General features: G+C 63.4%; 12 protein-coding genes. 7 read left to right on the forward strand and 5 right to left on the reverse strand.

Annotated features, from left to right (window positions below):
* Positions 1–47: 47 nt before the first annotated feature.
* From ACK4R0_RS04825 to ACK4R0_RS04840, 4 genes are all read left to right on the forward strand, one after another.
* A complete protein-coding gene (locus tag ACK4R0_RS04825; protein ID WP_409671067.1) occupies positions 48–758 on the forward strand; it encodes a pirin family protein in 711 nt (236 codons plus the stop codon).
* Between the two features lie 80 nt (positions 759–838).
* Positions 839–1,438, forward strand: coding sequence for an NAD(P)H:quinone oxidoreductase (gene wrbA, locus ACK4R0_RS04830; RefSeq protein WP_409671070.1), 600 nt, complete (start codon positions 839–841; stop codon positions 1,436–1,438).
* 110 nt (positions 1,439–1,548) lie between these two features.
* Entirely contained in the window at positions 1,549–3,096 is a 1,548-nt protein-coding gene (locus tag ACK4R0_RS04835) for a hypothetical protein (protein ID WP_409671073.1), read from the forward strand.
* Positions 3,097–3,126: 30 nt separating this feature from the next.
* Positions 3,127–3,693, forward strand: coding sequence for a DsrE family protein (locus ACK4R0_RS04840; protein ID WP_409671076.1), 567 nt, complete (start codon positions 3,127–3,129; stop codon positions 3,691–3,693).
* A gap of 444 nt (positions 3,694–4,137) precedes the next feature.
* On the opposite strand, the gene rpoC is transcribed toward ACK4R0_RS04840, so the two are convergent.
* The gene (gene rpoC / locus ACK4R0_RS04845) at positions 4,138–8,349 is read right to left on the reverse strand and encodes a DNA-directed RNA polymerase subunit beta' (RefSeq protein WP_409671079.1); all 4,212 of its coding nucleotides are present in this window, start codon (positions 8,347–8,349) and stop codon (positions 4,138–4,140) included.
* 117 nt (positions 8,350–8,466) lie between these two features.
* A complete protein-coding gene (gene rpoB / locus ACK4R0_RS04850; protein WP_409671082.1) occupies positions 8,467–12,633 on the reverse strand; it encodes a DNA-directed RNA polymerase subunit beta in 4,167 nt (1,388 codons plus the stop codon).
* A 286-nt stretch (positions 12,634–12,919) separates the two neighbouring features.
* Between rpoB and ACK4R0_RS04855 the strand changes: the two genes are divergently transcribed.
* Positions 12,920–13,573, forward strand: a complete 654-nt coding sequence (locus ACK4R0_RS04855) for a YoaK family protein (protein ID WP_409671085.1) — start codon at positions 12,920–12,922, stop codon at positions 13,571–13,573.
* Here the strand turns inward: ACK4R0_RS04855 and ACK4R0_RS04860 are convergent.
* Positions 13,570–14,166 (reverse strand): phosphatase PAP2 family protein, encoded by a 597-nt coding sequence (locus ACK4R0_RS04860; protein ID WP_409671088.1) that lies wholly within the window; start codon positions 14,164–14,166, stop codon positions 13,570–13,572. The two genes, ACK4R0_RS04855 and ACK4R0_RS04860, sit on opposite strands and share 4 nt — an antisense overlap.
* A gap of 180 nt (positions 14,167–14,346) precedes the next feature.
* Between ACK4R0_RS04860 and ACK4R0_RS04865 the strand changes: the two genes are divergently transcribed.
* Positions 14,347–15,375 (forward strand): hypothetical protein, encoded by a 1,029-nt coding sequence (locus ACK4R0_RS04865; protein ID WP_409671091.1) that lies wholly within the window; start codon positions 14,347–14,349, stop codon positions 15,373–15,375.
* 87 nt (positions 15,376–15,462) lie between these two features.
* On the opposite strand, the gene ACK4R0_RS04870 is transcribed toward ACK4R0_RS04865, so the two are convergent.
* A complete protein-coding gene (locus tag ACK4R0_RS04870) occupies positions 15,463–16,578 on the reverse strand; it encodes an NADH:flavin oxidoreductase/NADH oxidase (protein WP_409671094.1) in 1,116 nt (371 codons plus the stop codon).
* 80 nt (positions 16,579–16,658) lie between these two features.
* Here ACK4R0_RS04870 and ACK4R0_RS04875 point away from each other — a divergent pair, with 80 nt between their 5' ends.
* Entirely contained in the window at positions 16,659–16,961 is a 303-nt protein-coding gene (locus ACK4R0_RS04875; protein WP_409671097.1) for an ArsR/SmtB family transcription factor, read from the forward strand.
* 1,109 nt (positions 16,962–18,070) lie between these two features.
* Here the strand turns inward: ACK4R0_RS04875 and ubiB are convergent.
* Positions 18,071–19,636: a 2-polyprenylphenol 6-hydroxylase gene (gene ubiB / locus ACK4R0_RS04880; protein ID WP_409671100.1), complete on the reverse strand. Its 1,566-nt coding sequence runs from the start codon at positions 19,634–19,636 to the stop codon at positions 18,071–18,073.
* Positions 19,637–19,705 lie beyond the last annotated feature (69 nt).

Genomic DNA, 19,705 nt, shown 5'->3' on the forward strand with positions numbered 1-19,705 from the left:
AGGCACCGGCGAAGATTGTGGTGCCTCCCCTGTAAGGAGCAAGTAACATGATCGAGAAACGCGACTTTACTTCGCTGGGCCATGCCAACCACGGCTGGCTCAATGCCCGCCACCATTTTTCGTTCGGCGGCTATCATGATCCCGCCCGCATGGGCTGGGGCGCGCTGCGCGTGTGGAACGATGACGAGATCGCTCCCAAGAGCGGCTTTCCCACCCACCCGCACCGCGACATGGAAATCATCACCTATGTCCGCTCGGGCGCGATCACCCACCGCGACAGCCTGGGCAACAAAGGCCGCACCGAAGCGGGCGATGTCCAGGTGATGAGCGCCGGCACCGGCGTGGCGCACAGCGAGTTCAACCTGGAAAACGAGGAAACCCGGCTGTTCCAGATCTGGATCGTCCCCGATGCACCGGGCGGCGAGCCGCGTTGGGACGCCAAGCAGTTTCCCAGAGGTGACCGTTCGGGCAAGCTCGAAGTGCTGGCCAGCGGCCGTGACGAGGATATCGCAGCGGGAGCCCTGATGATCCGCGCCGATGCCCGGCTGTCGGGCGCGACGCTGGCAGCAGGTGACAGCATCACCCACCGGATCGCAGACGGCGTGTCTGCGTATTTGGTAGTGTCGGCAGGCAGCGTGACGGTGAACGGGGTCGAAATCGGGCCGCGCGATGCCGCCGCGATTACCCGCGAAGCCGAGATCACGGTCTTGGCCAACGAGCCTTCCGAGTTTCTGATCGCGGAAACCCGGGCCCACTAACCCCCTCCCCCGTCCCGCCGCTTTCCCCCTCCCGGCGGCGGGACACCCTTTTTTTAGCATTCCCTCGAAGGAGACATCCCATGGCAAAAGTTTTGGTGCTCTATTATTCCACTTATGGTCACATCGAAGCGATGGCTCAGGCCGTTGCCGAAGGCGCGCGCGGCGAAGGTGCCGATGTCACCATCAAGCGCGTCGCCGAAACCGTTCCTGAAGAGATCGCCGAGGCCAACGGCTTCAAGCTCGACCAGCCCGCCGAAGTCGCCGAGCCCAACGAACTGGCCGACTATGACGCGATCATCGTCGGCACCGGCACCCGCTTTGGCCGCATGTCGAGCCAGATGGCCGCGTTCTGGGACCGCACCGGCGGTCTGTGGGCATCGGGCGCGCTGGTCGGCAAGGTCGGCGCATCGTTCACTGCCACCGCCAGCCAGCACGGCGGTCAGGAAACGACGCATTTCTCGATCCTCACCAACCTGCTGCACCATGGCCTGACCATCGTCGGGCTGGATTACGGCTTCCAGGGCCAGCTCAACAACGAAGAGATCATCGGCGGATCGCCTTATGGCGCCAGCACGATCGCCGGTGGCGACGGATCGCGCCAGCCGCACACGATCGATCTCGACGGCGCGCGTTACCTTGGTGCCAAGGTGGCAAAGACCGCCGCCAAGCTGATCGCGTAACCCGCCTCTCCTCCCCGCTCAGCGACCACCGCCCGCACCCCCATTTCAAGGGGGTTGCGGGCGGAATGCATGAAAGATAGCGTTGCCAGATATTTAGGGGAGCAACGACCATGGGGTGGATTATCCGGCGATGGCGCAAACCGTGGCTGGCGTCCGGGCCGATCGCAGCGTTGGTCGCGGTCCTGGCGATGCCGACCGCCGCGCTCGCCGAATGGCACGAGGCCTCGAGTCCCAATTTCCTGGTCTATGCCGACCAGAACGAAAAGCAGGTCCGCACCTTCACCGACATGCTCGAGCGGTATCGCTCGGCGATGCTGGCGCTTTACAAGATGCCCGAAGAGGAGACTTCGCCCTCCAACCGCTTGACCGTGTTCGTGGTGCGCGATGCCGGGCAGGTGCGCAAGCTGCTGGGCGATGGCAACCGCTTCATCCAGGGTTTCTATCAGTCGCGCGCCGGTGGTTCGGTTGCCTTCATCCCGCGGGTCGATGGTTCCAGCCAGAGCGAACGCGTGACCCAGGGCGAGCAGGTGCTGCTCCACGAATACGCCCACCACTTCATGTACAGCGTGTTTTCCGGATCGGCGCCGCTGTGGTTTACCGAAGGGTTTGCCGAGTTCTATTCCACCGCCAAGTTCGAGAAGGACGGGTCGGTGGGGCTGGGACTTCCCGCCAACCACCGCGCAGCCGAACTGGTCTATGCCCAGGACGTGCCGCTCGCAACGCTGCTCAGCACCCGCAAGTATCGCGAGAATGCATCGAAGCGCTATGACGCGTTTTACGGCCGCAGCTGGCTGCTGTTCCACTATCTGATGCTGTCGGGCAAACGCCCGGGCCAGCTCAACGACTATCTCGGCAGGCTCAACGGCGGCGAAGGCGAGGATGCCGCTGCAGCCGCCGCGTTCGGCGATCTGGCGGTGCTCGACAAGGAGCTTGAGCGCTACATGATGTCGCGCAAGATGAGCTATATCAACCTGGGCGCCAGCCGCATCAGGACCGCCGAGATCCGCGTGCGGCCGCTGCGTGCTGCCGAAGCTGCGGTGATGCCCGTGATGATGCGATCGAAACGCGGGGTCAACGAGGAGCAGGCTGCCATCGTGGCCGAAGACGCGCGCAAGATTGCGGCGAACTATCCCGACGATCCGTTTGTCCAGACCGCGCTGGCCGAAGCCGAGTTCGACGCCGGGAACGATGCCGAGGCGCTGGCAGCGGCGGACCGCGCGCTGGCCCGCGATCCCCAGGCGATCAATGCGCTGATCCAAAGGATGTATGCGCTGGCCCGCCAGGCCGAGGATGACAGCAGCGACAGCCAGTGGCCCGCGGTGCGCGCTGCGGTCGCCGCTGCCAACCGGGTCGAGAACGACAACCCTATCCCCTTGAGCTTCTTCTACCGGACCTATGCCGCAGAGAACAAGAAGCCGCCCGAAATCGCGGTGCAGGGATTGCAGAAGGCGCTGATGCTGGCACCTTATGACACCGGACTGCGGGTGACGCTGGCCGGGCACCATATCCGCAACGGCGACAGCGAAATGGCGCGCCAGACGCTGGGGCCGTTGCTCAACCATCCGCACGACACCGGCCTTGCCGAGTTCGCCCGCAAGATGCTCGAAGGCGATGCGTCGTCCGCCCCGCCCGAGGATGCAACCGACGCTGCAAACTGATACCCTCCGCCCGAACAGAAGGAGTGTTGCATGTCGCGTCTGAAATCATTTGGGTTTGCCTCGTCCGCAATTGCCGCGGCGATGAGCATCGGCATCGCGCATGCGCAGGAGGCGCCGCGCCCGGGCTTTCATGCCGGGACGGTGATCAAGCAGTTCGGTCCGGTCGCGACGGTGGAGGGCCATGAGCCGCTGCCTGCAGCGGCGACATTCAGCGTCGCCTTCGACGTTGCCGATGCCGCCAAGCCCGGCAGCATCAACCGCACGCTCGAAAGCGCTGCGCGGTTCATCAACATGCACGCCGAAGCCGGGGTGCCGCGCGACGCGGTGCGCGTGGCGGTGGTGGTCCATGGCCCCGCGTCGTTTGATCTCACCGATGCAGCGACCTATGGCAAGAAGCATGACGGTGCGGCCAATGCCAACCTTGCCGCCATCGCCGCGCTGATCGAGAACGGGGTGGAAATCCATCTGTGCGGTCAGAGCGCGGCAGGCCAGGGCATCACCCGCGCCGATCTGGCACCGGGGGTGAAAATGTCGCTGTCGGCGATGACCGCGCACGCGCTGCTCCAGCAACAGGGCTATACGCTGAACCCGTTCTGACTGAGCCTACGCCTTCGGCCTTGCGGCATCATCAGGGAACCAATCCCTGCCGCAAAGGGTAAGTGATCAAGCGCGCCGCAGCACCCAAATCGCAGGCACCCGCGCTGTTCTTGCCGAGACAGGCTTAACCGCGTTCATGCCAGCTGGCATGCGATCCTGCCGATCGCTGACGCAATGCAAAGAAGGAATCATCATGGGAAAAGGCATCATTCTCTGGCTGTTGGGCGTCCCCGGACTGCTGGTCATCGCCCTGCTCGTCTTCGGCATTCTCTGACCGACAGGTTTCGGCAGGCGAGCGCCTCGGTGTTCGGCCTTGGTGTTCGACTGACCGGCTGAATCCAGCACAAGAAACCCCGCCGGAATCGTTTCCGGCGGGGTTTCTTGTGTTTCAGAGCGCTCGCTCCCCGGCCTGGGCCTGGGAGCGAGCGCTTGATGAGACAGGCCTTATTCCGCGTCGGTATCCACCGCTTCAGGCTCGGCTGCAACCGGAGCCGGGGCGGGTGCCGCCTCGACCTCGTTCGCAGCTGCCATCGCCCGCTGCAGCGCGCGCTGCTGGGCGCGGAGCGCTGCATCGCGGCTGTTGGCGGCGATGCGCATGCGGGCCATGCCGGCACCGGTACCTGCCGGGATCAGACGACCCACGATGACGTTTTCCTTGAGGCCGATCAGCGAGTCACGCTTGCCTTCGACCGCCGCCTGGGTGAGCACCCGGGTGGTTTCCTGGAACGACGCCGCCGAGATGAACGAACGCGTCTGCAGCGAAGCCTTGGTGATGCCGAGCAGCACGGGCTTGCCTTCTGCGAACTTCTTGCCCGAGTCGAGACGCGCGTTGTATTCGTCCATTTCCTCGCGGTCGAGCTGTTCGCCCGGCAGCAGGGTGGTGTCGCCGCCATCGGTGATTTCCACCTTCTGCAGCATCTGACGGACGATCACCTCGATGTGCTTGTCGTTGATCTTCACGCCCTGCAGACGATAGACCTCCTGGATTTCGCTGACCAGATATTCGGCCAGCGCCTCCACGCCGAGCACTTCAAGGATGTCATGCGGGTCGGGCGAGCCCGAGATCAGGTTGTCGCCCTTCTTGACGAAATCGCCTTCCTGCACGTCGATGACCTTGGACTTGGGCACCAGATACTCGACCGATTCACCCTCTTCAGGGTGGATCGCGATCTTGCGCTTGGCCTTGTAGTCACGAACGAACTCGATGCGGCCTGAGACCTTGGCGATGATCGCGTTGTCCTTGGGCTTGCGTGCTTCGAACAGCTCGGCAACGCGCGGCAGACCACCGGTGATGTCACGCGTCTTGGCAGCTTCACGGCTGACACGGGCGAGGACATCGCCTGCTTCGACCTTCTGGCCTTCCTCGACCGAGAGCATCGCGCCGACTGCCAGCATATAGCGTGCAGCCTCACCCGAATCGTCGTCGAGCAGGGTCAGGCGGGGACGCAGATCTTCCTTGGACTTCGCTTTCAGCGATCCACGGAATTCCACGACCACGCGCTGTGCGATACCGGTGGCATCATCGGTCTGCTCGATCAGCGTCTTGCCGTCGATCAGATCCTGATACTTCACGATACCGCCCTTTTCGGTGATCACCGGCATGGTGAACGGATCCCACTCGGCGATACGATCGCCCAGGTTGACGACGCCATTGTCGTCGACCAGCAGCACGGTGCCGTACGGGATACGGTGGACCGCACGTTCGCGGCCTTCCTTGTCGACGATCGCGATTTCGCCGTTGCGGGCGAGCGACAGACGCTGTCCGCGCTTGTTCACGATCGTCGGGATATCCCGGTACTGCAGCGTGCCATCGGCCACCGCTTCGAGGTTCGAGGTTTCGTTGAGCTGCGCCGCACCGCCGATGTGGAAGGTCCGCATCGTCAGCTGGGTGCCAGGCTCACCGATCGACTGCGCGGCGATAACGCCGACAGCTTCACCGATGTTGACCGGGGTACCGCGGGCGAGGTCACGGCCATAGCACTTGCCGCAAACACCCATGGTCGCTTCGCAAATCAGCGGCGAACGGATGCGCGCTGCCTGCAGACCCAGGCCCTCGATCGTGGTGATGTTGGCCTCGTCGAGCAGGGTATCCTTGGCAATCACCAGCTCGCCGGTCTTGGTATCGACGATATCCTCGGCCAGGGTCCGGCCCAGGATACGCTCGCCAAGCGACGCGATGACGCTACCGCCCTGCACGATCGCACGCATTTCCAGCGCATGCTCGGTACCGCAATCTTCCTGCACGATGACGCAATCCTGCGACACGTCGACCAGACGGCGGGTCAGATAACCCGAGTTTGCCGTCTTGAGCGCCGTATCCGCCAGGCCCTTACGAGCACCGTGGGTCGAGTTGAAGTATTCAAGAACGGTCAGACCTTCCTTGAAGTTCGAGATGATCGGCGTTTCGATGATCTCACCAGAAGGCTTGGCCATCAGGCCGCGCATACCGGCGAGCTGCTTCATCTGCGCTGGCGAACCACGCGCGCCCGAGTGGCTCATCATGTAGATCGAGTTGACCGGCGCTTCGCGGCCGTTCTCGTCCTTCGGCGTCGCCTTGATCTCTTCCATCATGGCGTTTGCCACCTGATCGCCGCAACGGCTCCAGGCGTCGATCACCTTGTTGTACTTTTCCTGCTGGGTGATCAGACCATCCTGATACTGCTGCTCATAGTCAGCCACCAGAGCGCGGGTCTCATCGACCAGACGCACCTTGGAATCAGGGATGATCATGTCGTCCTTGCCGAACGAGATGCCGGCGCGGCAGGCGTGACGGAAGCCCAGGCCCATGATCGCATCGGCGAACAGGACGGTGTCCTTCTGGCCGGTGTGACGATAGACCTGATCGATGACGTCGCCGATTTCCTTCTTGGTGAGAAGGCGGTTGACGACATCGAACGGCACCTTGTGGCTCTTGGGCAGGCACTCGCCGATGAGCATGCGCCCAGGCGTGGTGTTGTACCGCTTGAGATACTGGTTGCCCTGCTCGTCGGTCTGCGGAACGCGCGCGATCACCTTGGAGTGCAAGGTCACCGCACCGATTTCCAGCGCCTGATGCACTTCGGCGATGTCGGCCATCAGCATGCCCTCGCCGGGCTCGCCTTCGCGGTCCATCGAGAGGTAATACAGACCCAGCACCATGTCCTGCGAGGGAACGATGATCGGCTTGCCGTTGGCGGGCGAGAGGATGTTGTTGGTCGACATCATCAGCACGCGCGCTTCGAGCTGGGCTTCCAGCGAAAGCGGCACGTGGACGGCCATCTGGTCACCATCGAAGTCGGCGTTGAACGCCGAGCAGACGAGCGGGTGCAGCTGGATCGCCTTGCCCTCGATCAGCACGGGTTCGAACGCCTGGATGCCCAGACGGTGAAGCGTCGGCGCGCGGTTGAGCATGACCGGGTGCTCGCGAATGACTTCGTCGAGAATGTCCCAGACTTCCTTGCGTTCCTTTTCGACCCACTTCTTGGCCTGCTTCAAGGTCATCGACAGACCCTTGGCATCGAGACGCGCGTAGATGAACGGCTTGAACAGCTCGAGCGCCATCTTCTTGGGCAGGCCGCACTGGTGCAGCTTGAGTTCGGGACCGGTCACGATGACCGAACGGCCCGAATAGTCGACGCGCTTGCCGAGCAGGTTCTGACGGAAGCGGCCCTGCTTGCCCTTGAGCATGTCGGACAGCGACTTCAAAGGACGCTTGTTGGCACCGGTGATGATCCGGCCGCGACGGCCGTTGTCGAACAGTGCGTCAACGGCTTCCTGCAGCATGCGCTTTTCGTTGCGCACGATGATGTCCGGCGCGCGCAGTTCCATCAGCCGCTTGAGACGGTTGTTGCGGTTGATCACGCGGCGATACAGGTCGTTCAAGTCGGAGGTCGCAAAGCGGCCACCGTCGAGCGGCACCAAAGGACGCAGCTCGGGCGGGATCACGGGGATGACTTCGAGGATCATCCATTCGGGGCGGTTGCCTGAATCGATGAACGATTCCACGACCTTGAGCCGCTTGATGATCTTCTTGGGCTTGAGCTCGGACTTGGTGGTCTCGAGCTCCTGCAGCAGATCGGCACGCTCGCTTTCGAGGTCGAGGTCCATCAGCATCTGGCGCACGGCTTCTGCACCGATGCCGGCCGAGAACGCGTCTTCGCCGAACTCGTCCTGCGCGTCGAGCAGCTCGTCTTCGGTCAGCAGCTGGTACTTCTCAAGGCTGGTGAGGCCCGGCTCGATGACGACATAGCTTTCGAAATACAGCACGCGCTCGAGCTGCTTGAGCTGCATGTCGAGCAGCAGGCCGATGCGCGACGGCAGCGACTTCAAGAACCAGATGTGCGCGACCGGAGCGGCGAGCTCGATATGACCCATGCGCTCGCGGCGCACCTTGGTCACGGTCACTTCAACGCCGCACTTTTCGCAGACGATGCCCTTGTACTTCATCCGCTTGTACTTGCCGCACAGGCATTCGTAATCCTTTACCGGACCGAAGATGCGCGCGCAGAACAGGCCGTCACGCTCGGGCTTGAACGTGCGATAGTTGATGGTTTCGGGCTTCTTGATCTCGCCGAACGACCACGAACGGATGCGCTCGGGCGAAGCGAGGCCGATCTGGATCTCGTCAAAGGTTTCCGGCTTGACGGCGGGATTGTTGAATTTGGTCAGTTCGTTCATTTTTTTCGCCTTCCGAGCCCCTCACCTTTAGGGGAGGGGTTGGGGTGGGGAATGATCGGGTGGAGCCAATTACGGCCCCACCCCCGGCCCCTCCCCTGAAGGGGAGGGGAGTAGTTCTTACTCCGCGGCTTCCGCAATCTCGTCCGGATCGGGCAGGGCGTCGATCGAGTTCAACTCGACGTTGAGACCCAGCGAGCGCATTTCCTTGACCAGAACGTTGAAGCTTTCAGGGATACCGGCCTCGAACGTGTCGTCACCCTTGACGATTGCCTCATAGACCTTGGTGCGGCCGACCACGTCATCGGACTTCACCGTCAGCATTTCCTGCAGCGTATAGGCGGCGCCATAGGCCTGGAGTGCCCAGACCTCCATTTCCCCGAAGCGCTGTCCGCCGAACTGCGCCTTACCGCCCAGCGGCTGCTGGGTGACGAGGCTGTAGGGGCCGATCGAACGCGCGTGGATCTTGTCGTCGACCAAGTGGTGCAGCTTGAGCATGTAGATATAGCCCACGGTCACCTTGCGGTCAAACTTGTCGCCGGTACGGCCATCGTACAGATCGACCTGGCCCGAGGGGTCGAGACCCGCCCGCTCCAGCATCCGCGAAACGTCCGCCTCGCGCGCACCGTCGAACACCGGGGTGCCCATCGGCACGCCGTTGCGCAGCAGTCCTGCCAGCTCGACCACGGCCTCATCGCTGCGTCCGGCGATCTCGTCGTGATATTCGTCACCATAAGCATAATGCAGCTGGGCACGCACCGCATCGGGCGGGCTGCCCGCTTCGGGGTCGGGATTGGCCTCGCGCCAGTCGTCGAGCGCCTTGGCCACCTGCTGGCCCAGACCGCGCGCGGCCCAGCCCAGATGGGTTTCGAAGATCTGCCCGACGTTCATGCGGCTCGGCACACCCAGCGGGTTGAGCACGAAGTCGACATGCGTGCCGTCTTCGAGGAAGGGCATGTCCTCGATCGGCAGGATGCGGCTGATGATGCCCTTGTTGCCGTGACGTCCGGCCATCTTGTCGCCCGGCTGCAGCTTGCGCTTCACCGCGACGAACACCTTGACCATCTTGAGCACGCCAGGCGCCAGCTCGTCGCCACGCTCGAGCTTCTCGCGGCGATCGTCGAACTTCTCGGTGATCCGCGTGACGGCTTCGTCATACTGGACCTTGACCGCTTCCAGATCGGACTGGACCGCATCGTCCTCGACCGCGAACTTCCACCACAGATGCTTCTCGACGTCCTCGAGCAGCTCTTCGGTGATCGCATCGCCCTTCTTGGCGCCCTTGGGCGCGGCCGCCGCAACCTGGCCGACCAGCATTTCGCGCAGGCGGTTGTAGGTGGCGCGGTTGAGAATGGCGCGCTCGTCTTCGCGGTCCTTGGTCAGACGCTCGATTTCCTCGCGTTCGATTGCCAGGGCACGCTCGTCCTTGTCGATACCGTGACGGTTGAACACGCGGACCTCGACCACCGTGCCCGATACGCCCGGCGACAGACGCAGCGAGGTGTCACGCACATCGCTTGCCTTTTCGCCGAAGATCGCGCGCAGCAGCTTTTCTTCCGGGGTCATCGGGCTTTCGCCCTTGGGCGTGATCTTGCCGACCAGGATGTCGCCAGGATGCACTTCCGCACCGATATAGACGATGCCCGCTTCGTCGAGGTTGCGCAGGGCTTCCTCGCCGACGTTCGGGATATCGCGGGTGATGTCTTCAGGACCCAGCTTGGTGTCGCGGGCCATCACTTCGAACTCTTCGATATGGATCGAGGTGAACACGTCGTCCTTGACGATGCGCTCCGAGATCAGGATCGAATCTTCGTAGTTGTAGCCGTTCCAGGGCATGAACGCGACCAGCGCGTTGCGGCCCAGCGCGAGTTCGCCCAGATCGGTCGAGGGACCATCGGCGATGATGTCGCCTTCGGAAATCACCTCGCCCACCTTCACCAGCGGACGCTGGTTGATGCAGGTGTTCTGGTTCGAACGCTGGAACTTCTGCAGCGTGTAGATGTCGACGCCCGAACGGCCCGAATCCACCGAGCCGGTGGCACGGATCACGATGCGGGTGGCATCGACCTGATCGACGATGCCAGCACGCTTGGCAGCGATCGCAGCGCCCGAATCGCGCGCCACGGTCTCTTCCATGCCGGTGCCGACGAACGGCGCTTCGGCCTGTACCAGGGGCACGGCCTGACGCTGCATGTTCGATCCCATCAGCGCGCGGTTGGCGTCATCGTTTTCCAGGAACGGAATGAGCGATGCTGCGACCGAGACCAGCTGCTTGGGGCTGACGTCCATCAGCGTGATGATGTCGCGCGGCGCCATCAGGAATTCGCCTGCCTGACGCGACGAGACGATGTCCTCGACAAAGCCCATGTTCTCGTCGAGCTCGGCATTGGCCTGCGCAATCGTGTGCTTGGCCTCTTCCATCGCCGACAGGTACACAACGTCATCGGTCACCTTGTGATCGATCACCTTGCGGTACGGGGTTTCGATGAAGCCGTACTTGTTGACCCGGCTGAACGATGCCAGCGAGTTGATCAGACCGATGTTCGGGCCTTCGGGCGTTTCAATCGGGCAGATACGGCCATAATGGGTCGGGTGAACGTCGCGGACTTCGAAGCCTGCGCGCTCGCGGGTCAGACCGCCTGGGCCCAACGCCGAAACGCGGCGCTTGTGGGTGACTTCGGCCAGCGGGTTGGTCTGGTCCATGAACTGCGACAGCTGCGACGAGCCGAAGAATTCGCGCACCGCGGCAACCGCAGGCTTGGCGTTGATCAGATCGTTGGGCATCACGGTCGAGACATCGACCGAGCTCATCCGCTCCTTGACCGCACGCTCCATGCGCAGCAGGCCGACGCGGTACTGGTTTTCCAGCAGCTCGCCCACCGAACGCACACGGCGGTTGCCAAGGTTGTCGATATCGTCGACATCGCCCTTGCCGTCCTTGAGATCGACCAAAGTCTTGACGACCGCCAGGATGTCCTCGCGGCGCAGCGTGGTGACGGTGTCCTCGCAATCGAGCTCGAGACGCATGTTGAGCTTGACGCGGCCCACGGCCGACAGGTCATAACGCTCGGGATCGAAGAACAGCCCCTCGAACAGCGCATCGGCGGTTTCGCGCGTCGGCGGCTCGCCGGGGCGCATGACGCGATAGATCGCATCGAGACCCATGTCGCGGTTGTCGGCCTTGTCGGCCTTCATCGTGTTGCGGATCCACGGACCGGTCGTGACATGGTCGATGTCGAGCAGCACCAGCTGATCGATCCCGGCCTTGTCGAGCTTTTCCAGGTTCTCGGCGGTGACTTCGTCGCCTGCCTCGATATAGATTTCGCCGGTCTTCTCGTTGATCAGGTCATAGGCGCTGTAGCGGCCGAAGATTTCTTCGGTCGGGATCAGCAGTGTTTCAAGGCCATCCTTGCCTGCCTTGGTCGCGGCGCGGGGCGTGATCTTGTCGCCTGCCTTGAACGCGACTTCGCCCGTCGACGCATCGACGATATCGAAAGCAGGCTTCAGACCGCGCCACTGTTCGGGCACGAACGGAATCTTCCAGCCGCCGGTGCCGCGCTCGTAAACCACCTTCTCATAGAAATGGTCGAGGATTTCCTCGTCGTTGAGGCCGAGCGAATACAGCAGCGAGGTGACCGGCAGCTTGCGCTTGCGGTCGATACGCACGTTGACGATGTCCTTGGCGTCGAATTCGAAATCGAGCCACGAACCACGATACGGAATGACGCGCGCGGCGAACAGATACTTGCCCGACGAGTGGGTCTTGCCGCGGTCATGATCGAACAGGACGCCCGGCGAACGGTGCATCTGGCTGACGATCACGCGCTCGGTGCCGTTGATCACGAAGGTGCCGTTGCCGGTCATCAGCGGCATGTCGCCCATATAGACGTCCTGCTCCTTGATATCGAGCACGGAGCGGCTTTCGGTTTCCTGGTCGACCTCGAACACGATCAGACGCAGCGTCACCTTCATCGGGGCTGCATAAGTGATCCCGCGCTGGCGGCATTCCTGGACGTCGTATTTGGGCGATTCGAGTTCGTAATGCACGAAATCGAGCTCGGCGGTGCCGGCGAAATCGCGGATCGGGAACACGCTGCGCAGCGTCTTTTCAAGACCCGAGATATAGCCGATCGAATGGTCCGAGCGCAGGAACTGCTCGTAGCTTTCGCGCTGAACCTCGATCAGGTTCGGCATTTCACTGACTTCGTGGATGTCGCCGAAAATCTTGCGGATGCGCTTCATCGGGGTCGGCTTCTGATGCGCCGTCGGACGTGCTTTGGTTGCCATAGCTTTGTCTTCGCCTTTGTCTTGTCAATCGATTCGCACAAACAACATTGGGGCGCCAGAGACGCCAAAAGGCCGCAAGCCCATGGAACCCCATGAACTGCAGCCTATCGCGTTTTGTTTGATGCCTGACATCTCATTCGGTGGGCAGGTCCGCGCAAACCTGTCATGTCTCGAAACGTCCGGTGTTGGATGACGATATAAGCGCAGCTGTTGGACTTGTCAAACCGCACCGCCGGGACTTGAGCGCAGTGGCGCACATCGGGCCGCGGCGCTATGGCAGACGGACATGACCCGCTATCGCCGCCACCACTGGTTTCTTGCTGTCGCGCTGGCCGCGCTGGCGGGCTTTGTCGATGCGATCGGCTTTCTGCAGACCGGCGGGTTCTTCACCGCGTTCATGTCTGGCAACTCGACCCGGCTGTCGGTGGGGCTGCTGACCGAGGTATCGCTGGCGGCCCTGGCCGCAGCGATGATTGCAACCTTCGTTGCAGGCGTCACCTTGGGGACCACGATCACCCGGCAGGTCCCCGAACGCGCGCGGCTGCCCGTGGCGATCGGGGGGGTGGCAATGCTGCTGGCCATTGCCGCGATGCTGGCGATGCTGGGCAATACCACCGCCGCGATCGGCTGTACCCTGCTGGCGATGGGGATGGAAAACACCGCGTTCCAGCGCGAGGGGCAGGTCAGCATCGGCCTGACCTATATGACCGGAACGCTGGTCAAGCTGGGCCAGGCGCTGTCGCGCATTCACCGCGAAGGCCATCACTGGGAATGGGCGCCTTATCTGATGCTGTGGCTGGGCCTGGTCATTGGCGCTGGCCTTGGGGCGATGGCATTTCTGGGCTGGGGCCTGCTGGCGTTGTGGCCATCGGCAGGTTTTGGGCTGGCACTGGCGGCGATCGCCTGCCTGCCGCGCTTTTCGCTGACCGAACAGGCCTAACGCATCTTCATCAGCCGTGCCGCCAATATCGCGGCCAGCCCGCCCAAAGCCGCACTGGCCAGCACCTGGCTGGTCCAGTGTGCGCCTGCCGCGACGCGCCCGGCACAGCCGATGATCAGCAAGGCCCACGCCGCAATCCGAACCGCCATAGCCTCGCGACCGCGCGTGCGATGAGTGAGCAGGATCAGCCCGCCACAGGCTGCGCCGTAGAATATGGCAAAGGTCGAGGGCAGCCCGGAGGATGCACTGGCCTTGGCCACCTCGACCAGCTCGGGCGAAGGACGCGGGACAAAGATCGCCAGCCGCAACAGCCGTTCGCTCGCCATCGCGATGCCGACCCCGATGATGACGGCAAGCGCTCCGGGCAGCCTTGCCAGCGATGCCGCAAACAGCCCCGCGACCAATGTACTGACCACGATCAGCGGCCATCCTGCGGTTTCCGAAAGCCATTCTATCCACGCCGCGCGCGCATCGATGCCCTGCTGCAGCAGCCGTGTCGCCTCGATATCGAGCGGCAAAGGACCGTTCAGCCACACCCCGGCGCCGCCCAGCACCAGCACAATTGCGATCAAGGCCAGGCTGATATTGCGCATCTCAGGTCATCCCCGTTCGATCCTTGACAGGGTCAAGTCCTTGACAGGGTCAAGTCGCAGATTTTAGGTATGCAATCCAGACCTAGTTACTCCACTTGCCGCCTGCGCGCGTCGGCTTACCGGGGAATCGCCGCAAGTGCCTGAACGGTTTTGCGAGCGTCGAGCGTTTGTTGCGTTACTATGACACACACATCGCACCCCATTCGCCCGGCAAGGGCAGCGATTGCCGCCGTTCTTGCCCTGACCGCAACCCCGCTGCTGGCGCAGGAAGCTCCGGCCATCGCGCCCGTGATGCCGCAGCCCCAGGCTGTGCAACCGGCAAGTCCGGTGGTGCCCGCCCCGACGACGATGCCGCAGATGCAGATGCCCACGGCCCAGCCGTCCGTGCCTGCAACCAGCGGCCCGGCGCCCGCAGCCTCGCTGCCCGGGACGCCGATGGCAGCCCCCGTGGCGCCGCCTGTCGTCACCGATATTCCGGTGACCAGCATCGCGCCGCCGGCCGAAGTGGCCGAGCGCCCCGCTCCGGCCAGCCGCACGGCACCTGCTGAGCGGCCTGCGGCGCGCACCGCTGCACCTGCCACCCCGCCTGCAGCCCAGGTTGCACCCGATCCGACCCCCGTGGAAACGTCGACCGCAGAAACGCTGACGGTACCGCCGGTCGAAACAACCGCCGCACCAGCGCCCGTTGCGCCGGCCGCAACGACCGCTGATGCTCCCACCCAGCAGGACACCGTTGCTGGCGACAATGACGGCACCAGCGGCGACGTTTGGGGCTGGATGGCAGGACTGCTGGCGCTGCTCGGCATCGGCGGTGGCGCAATCGCGCTGCGCCGGACCCGCACCCGCAAGAGCGCCGTGATGATGGCCGAGGCGCGTGCAGCCGATGCTGATTACGATCGTGGCCTGGCGGGTCCGCATGATCGTCCGCAGGCGACCACCGTGACCACGCCGGTCCCGGCTCCTTCGACGACGCGGCTCGATCAGCCGGTGATGGCATCGCCTACGGTGGCACCGATGGCTTCGGCGCGTCCTGCTCCGCGCAGGGCGCCAGCGGCGGCACGCGGTGACCTGACGGTTGACGAGCGTCGGCTGGAAGAGATGATCGCGCAGGCCCCCAATCGCGACAATCCGTTCAAGACGCGGGCCAACCGCAAGCGTCGCGCGATCTGGCTGTTGCGCAACAGCTATCCGATGCAGAGCGCAGCATAAGCGCCGGCCCCGGATTAGGACGACACGAAACGACAGAAGGCGGGGAGCAATCCCCGCCTTCCTTGTGTCGTCAGCGCATGCCCTGGCTTAGCGATAGCGTTCGAGCCAGTGCGCGTAAGGCGCAGGCAGCGTCCAGCTCGGCTTGTCCTTGCCCAGCTCGCGCGCCGCCTGATAGGGCCAATGGGGGTTCTCGAGCATCGGACGACCCATCATCACCAGATCGACCTGGCCGGTCTCGACCATGCGGTTGGCGTTTTCCGAAGTGCCGATATACCAGCTGGTCGCGGCGGGAAGCCCGGCCTCGCTGCGCACGCGCTCGGCGATTGGCGCCATGAACGCCGGACCCCAGGGGATCTGCGCGGTCGGCGTCGAGAAGACGATGCTGACATCAATGAAATCGAGCCCGCGTTCCTTCATCAGCTTCACCAGTTCGATCGATTCGGCGAGCGTTTCCTCGTCGTTACCGTCGAACTCGATCACGCCGAAGCGCGCCGACAGCGGAAATTCGTCGGGCCATACTTCGCGCACGGCTTCCAGGGTTTCGAGCAGGAAGCGCGAGCGGTTCTCGAAGCTTCCACCATAATTGTCGGTGCGCTGGTTGGAATGCTTGGAGAAGAAGCTCTGCGCCAGATAGCCATGCGCAAAGTGCAGCATCAGCCATTCGAACCCGGCTTCGTGCGCGCGGATCGCAGCAGCGACATAGTCGGCCTTGACCTTCTCGATATCCGCCAATGTCATTTCGCGCGGCACCTTGCTCAGGCCACCGCCAAACGCGATTGCTGACGGCGAAACGGTTTCCCAGCCACGCGGATCGCCCTCGGCGATATGATCATCGCCTTCCCACGGCTTGTTGGCGCTGGCCTTGCGCCCGGCATGCGCGATCTGGATTCCGGGAACCGCCCCTGCCGCCTTGATCTCGGCGACGATCGGCGCGAACGCATCGCGCTGCTCGTCATTCCACAGCCCGGTGCAGCCCGGAGTGATCCGGCCTTCGGGCGACACGCCCGAGGCCTCGGCGACCACCAGCCCCGCGCCGCCGCGCGCCAGCGAGACCAGGTGCGAGCGGTGCCAGTCGTTGGGCACGCCGTCCTCGGCGGAATACTGGCACATCGGCGACACCGCGATACGGTTGCGCAGCGTGACGGACTTGAGCGTGTACGGCTCGAACAGCGCGGGAGTCTTGGCGGGGGTCTGGTCGGTCATGAGAAATCCTGTGGTTGTTATGATAGTACGTATATAATCGAACTATAGGATTTTCAAGCCCGCCATGCTATATGGATGCCATGCGAACCTATCAGCATCCCGACCTTGCCACCGTCACCATCGAGCACGCGCTGCACGCGCTGAGCGATCCCGTGCGGCTCGACATCGTCCGCCAGCTCGACCGCGAAATCGAAGCCAGCTGCGCCGCCTTGGACGGCGGCCGCCCCAAATCGAGCATGTCCCACCACTTCAGGGTGCTTCGCGCCGCGGGGCTGGTCCACACGCGCATCGCCGGCGTACAGCATATGAACACGCTGCGGCGCGAGGAGGTGGACAGGCGGTTTCCGGGGTTGCTGGATGCGGTTTTGGGGGTGAAGGGGTAGGTTTGAGGGCTGGTTGGCCGGTTTGAGGCAACGGGCCAGAACGCGCAGATGGTGCGGATTGGGTGGAATCTGGTGATCACTCTTGATCAGGATTGATCTGCAAATCTCCCTCCGCCCATCCGACCGAGTGTGGGCGGACCGGAGCCGACAGCTTTTTCAGCAAGTAACCCTTAGGCAGTTCTTTTTTCAAACATTTGGCTTGATTGGGCTCAAGCGCGCCTAAAAATAGTCTGTCGGGCATCTGTGGTGGGCCATCGAACTCACTGCTAAAAACGTATTCGCGAACCCTACAGCTATGTGCAATCTTCGGGAGTAACGGATATGGAACGCCGTCTTCTATCGTAGGAGAAGGATAAGTCGGATCCCAATGATGTGATGAATGTAGGAGTTGAGACACATCGTCGCGTTGTCGCGTCTCCAAGGCGGGCATATATGCTACCCATTCTGCTAGCATATACCTCCCGTCGTCTGTCGATAGGCTAGCAATATACCAAAGATCAAATGCAGCGAGGGCGACAACCGCAAGCACGAGCATTCTCTGTCTGAACGTGGTCCGCATGACAACCGACTGCCATAGGCGCTTGCCAAAGTCGAATGACAGGTGCGTAGTCGCTTGCACAACGGCAGGTTTTTTTTCTGCGACCCCTCAATAGCCCCCACCCCCTCCGCTCAGCCTGAGCTTGTCGAAGGCCCCGCTATACGGCCAGCGTGGGCGCGGTTCCTTCGACTTCGCGGGCTGCGCCCGCGGCTCAGGATGAGCGGGGGTGGTTGGGTAGGTGGTTTGAGGACGGGGCTGTGAGCCATCGGACGGTCGCTCATTCTGCCCGTCCCGCTTGCCTGCGAAGGCAGGCATTCATCTCCTGCCCTCGCACCTGGAGCAGCGGTTGGGAGATGGGCCCCTGCCTTCGCAGGGGACCGGTGGGGTGGCGATGGGTCGCTGACGGAAGCGTGGAGCGCGGGGCGCAATAGCCCTCTCCCCTTTAGGGGGGAGGGTTGGGAGGGGGGAAGGCGCTTAAGGTGGCGGTGGCTGGCCCCCTCTCAACTTCGGCTAGCGAGCAAGCTCGCAAGCCTGCGTATCTCTCCCCTAAAGGGGAGAGAGCATCAGTCGCTCAATGCACCCACGCAAAAAGCGCCGCAGCGCCTGCTCCCGCGCCGATCACCAACGCCGCCAGATGGCTCCAGAAGCCGCCGCCGCCAGTGCCAGCAACGCGCACCTTCTTGTCCCAGATCAGCGGGATATGCGGGATCGGCGGTGGTTCGGGGGCGCCGCCCTTTTTGGGGACTTGCTCTTCCAGACGCCGCACCAGATCGGGCAGGCGCAGCAGCGTCGCGACATCGGTGTTGATCCGATCCGCAAGCAACGTCTCGGGGCCGAGTTCACCGCGGATCCAGTCGCGCACGTACGGCGCTGAGACGTCCCACATGTTGATCTGCGGATCGAGCTGGGTCGCGACGCCTTCGACCATCACCATCGTCTTTTGCAGCAGCAGCAGGTGCGGCTGGGTCTTCATGTCGAAATCGCGGGTGATCGCAAACAGCCCGTCGAGCATCTGGCCGACCGACAGCTCGCTCACCGGCTTGCCGCGCATCGGCTCGCCGACGGCGCGCAGCGCGGTCGCGAACTCGTCGACATTGTGATAGCTCGGCACGTACTGCGCCTCGAAATGGATCTCGGCAACGCGCTTGTAGTTGCCCGTGGTCAGCCCGTAGAGAATCTCCGCCAGCCAGAACCGCGCCTGCCGGTTGATCCGCCCCATGATACCGAAATCGATCGCGACGATGGTCGAATCGGGCGCCACGAACAGGTTGCCCTGGTGCATGTCGGCGTGGAAGAAGCCGCCCGCGATCGCCTGGCGAAGGAACGCCAGCACCAGCCGCCGCGCAAGGTCAGGAAGGTCGTGCCCGGCGGCGATCAACGCCTCGCGGTTCGAAATCTTGATGCCGTCGATCCATTCTAGCGTCATCACGGTGCCGCAGGTGCGGTCCCAGTCGATATCGGGGACGCGATAGCCGGGATGGCCATCCATCGCGCTTGCCAGTTCCGACGCGCTCGCCGCCTCGCGTCGCAGATCGAGCTCGCGCAGCGTCCAGCGCTTGAAGTTGGCGATGGTGAGCTGCGGGCGCAGCCGCGTCGCCTCGCCGCCCAGCGCCTCGAGATGCGCAGCGGCCCATTCATAGGTCTCGATATCGCGCGCGAAATTCTTGCGCACGCCGGGGCGCAGCACCTTGATCGCGACATCGCGGCCCTCGATCGTGCGCCCGCGATGCACCTGCGCCACCGAGGCGGCGCCCACCGGCACCGGATCGACATGGGCAAAGAACTTCTCGAGCGGGCCGCCCAGCCCCTGCTCGATCTCGGCACGGATCAGCTCGAACGGCACCGGCGGCAGGCTGTCCTGCAACTCCAGCAGATTGTTCGCGGCCTCTTCGCCGACCAGATCGGGGCGGGTGGCGAGCGTCTGGCCGAGCTTGATCGCCGCAGGACCGATCGCGCGAAAGGCGCCGGCATAATCGGGCTTTGCGGGCACGCGCGCGCCCAGCCGCGCTATCCGGAACAACCGGCGGACCTCGGGCGGGGTCTGCGGCGCGGCCTCGAGACCTTTCAGCGCGCCATGCCGCGCAAGGATACGGCCCCATTTGAGGAGCCGGAAGATATGCGTACGCGGGGCGGTCACCTAAAAAAGCCCCTCCCCTTGAGGGGTCCGCGGCAAAACTATCCTGAGTGCCATTTTTTGCCGCATCGT

This window comes from Blastomonas sp. (assembly GCF_046294995.1).
In the GTDB taxonomy this organism is placed as follows: domain Bacteria; phylum Pseudomonadota; class Alphaproteobacteria; order Sphingomonadales; family Sphingomonadaceae; genus Blastomonas.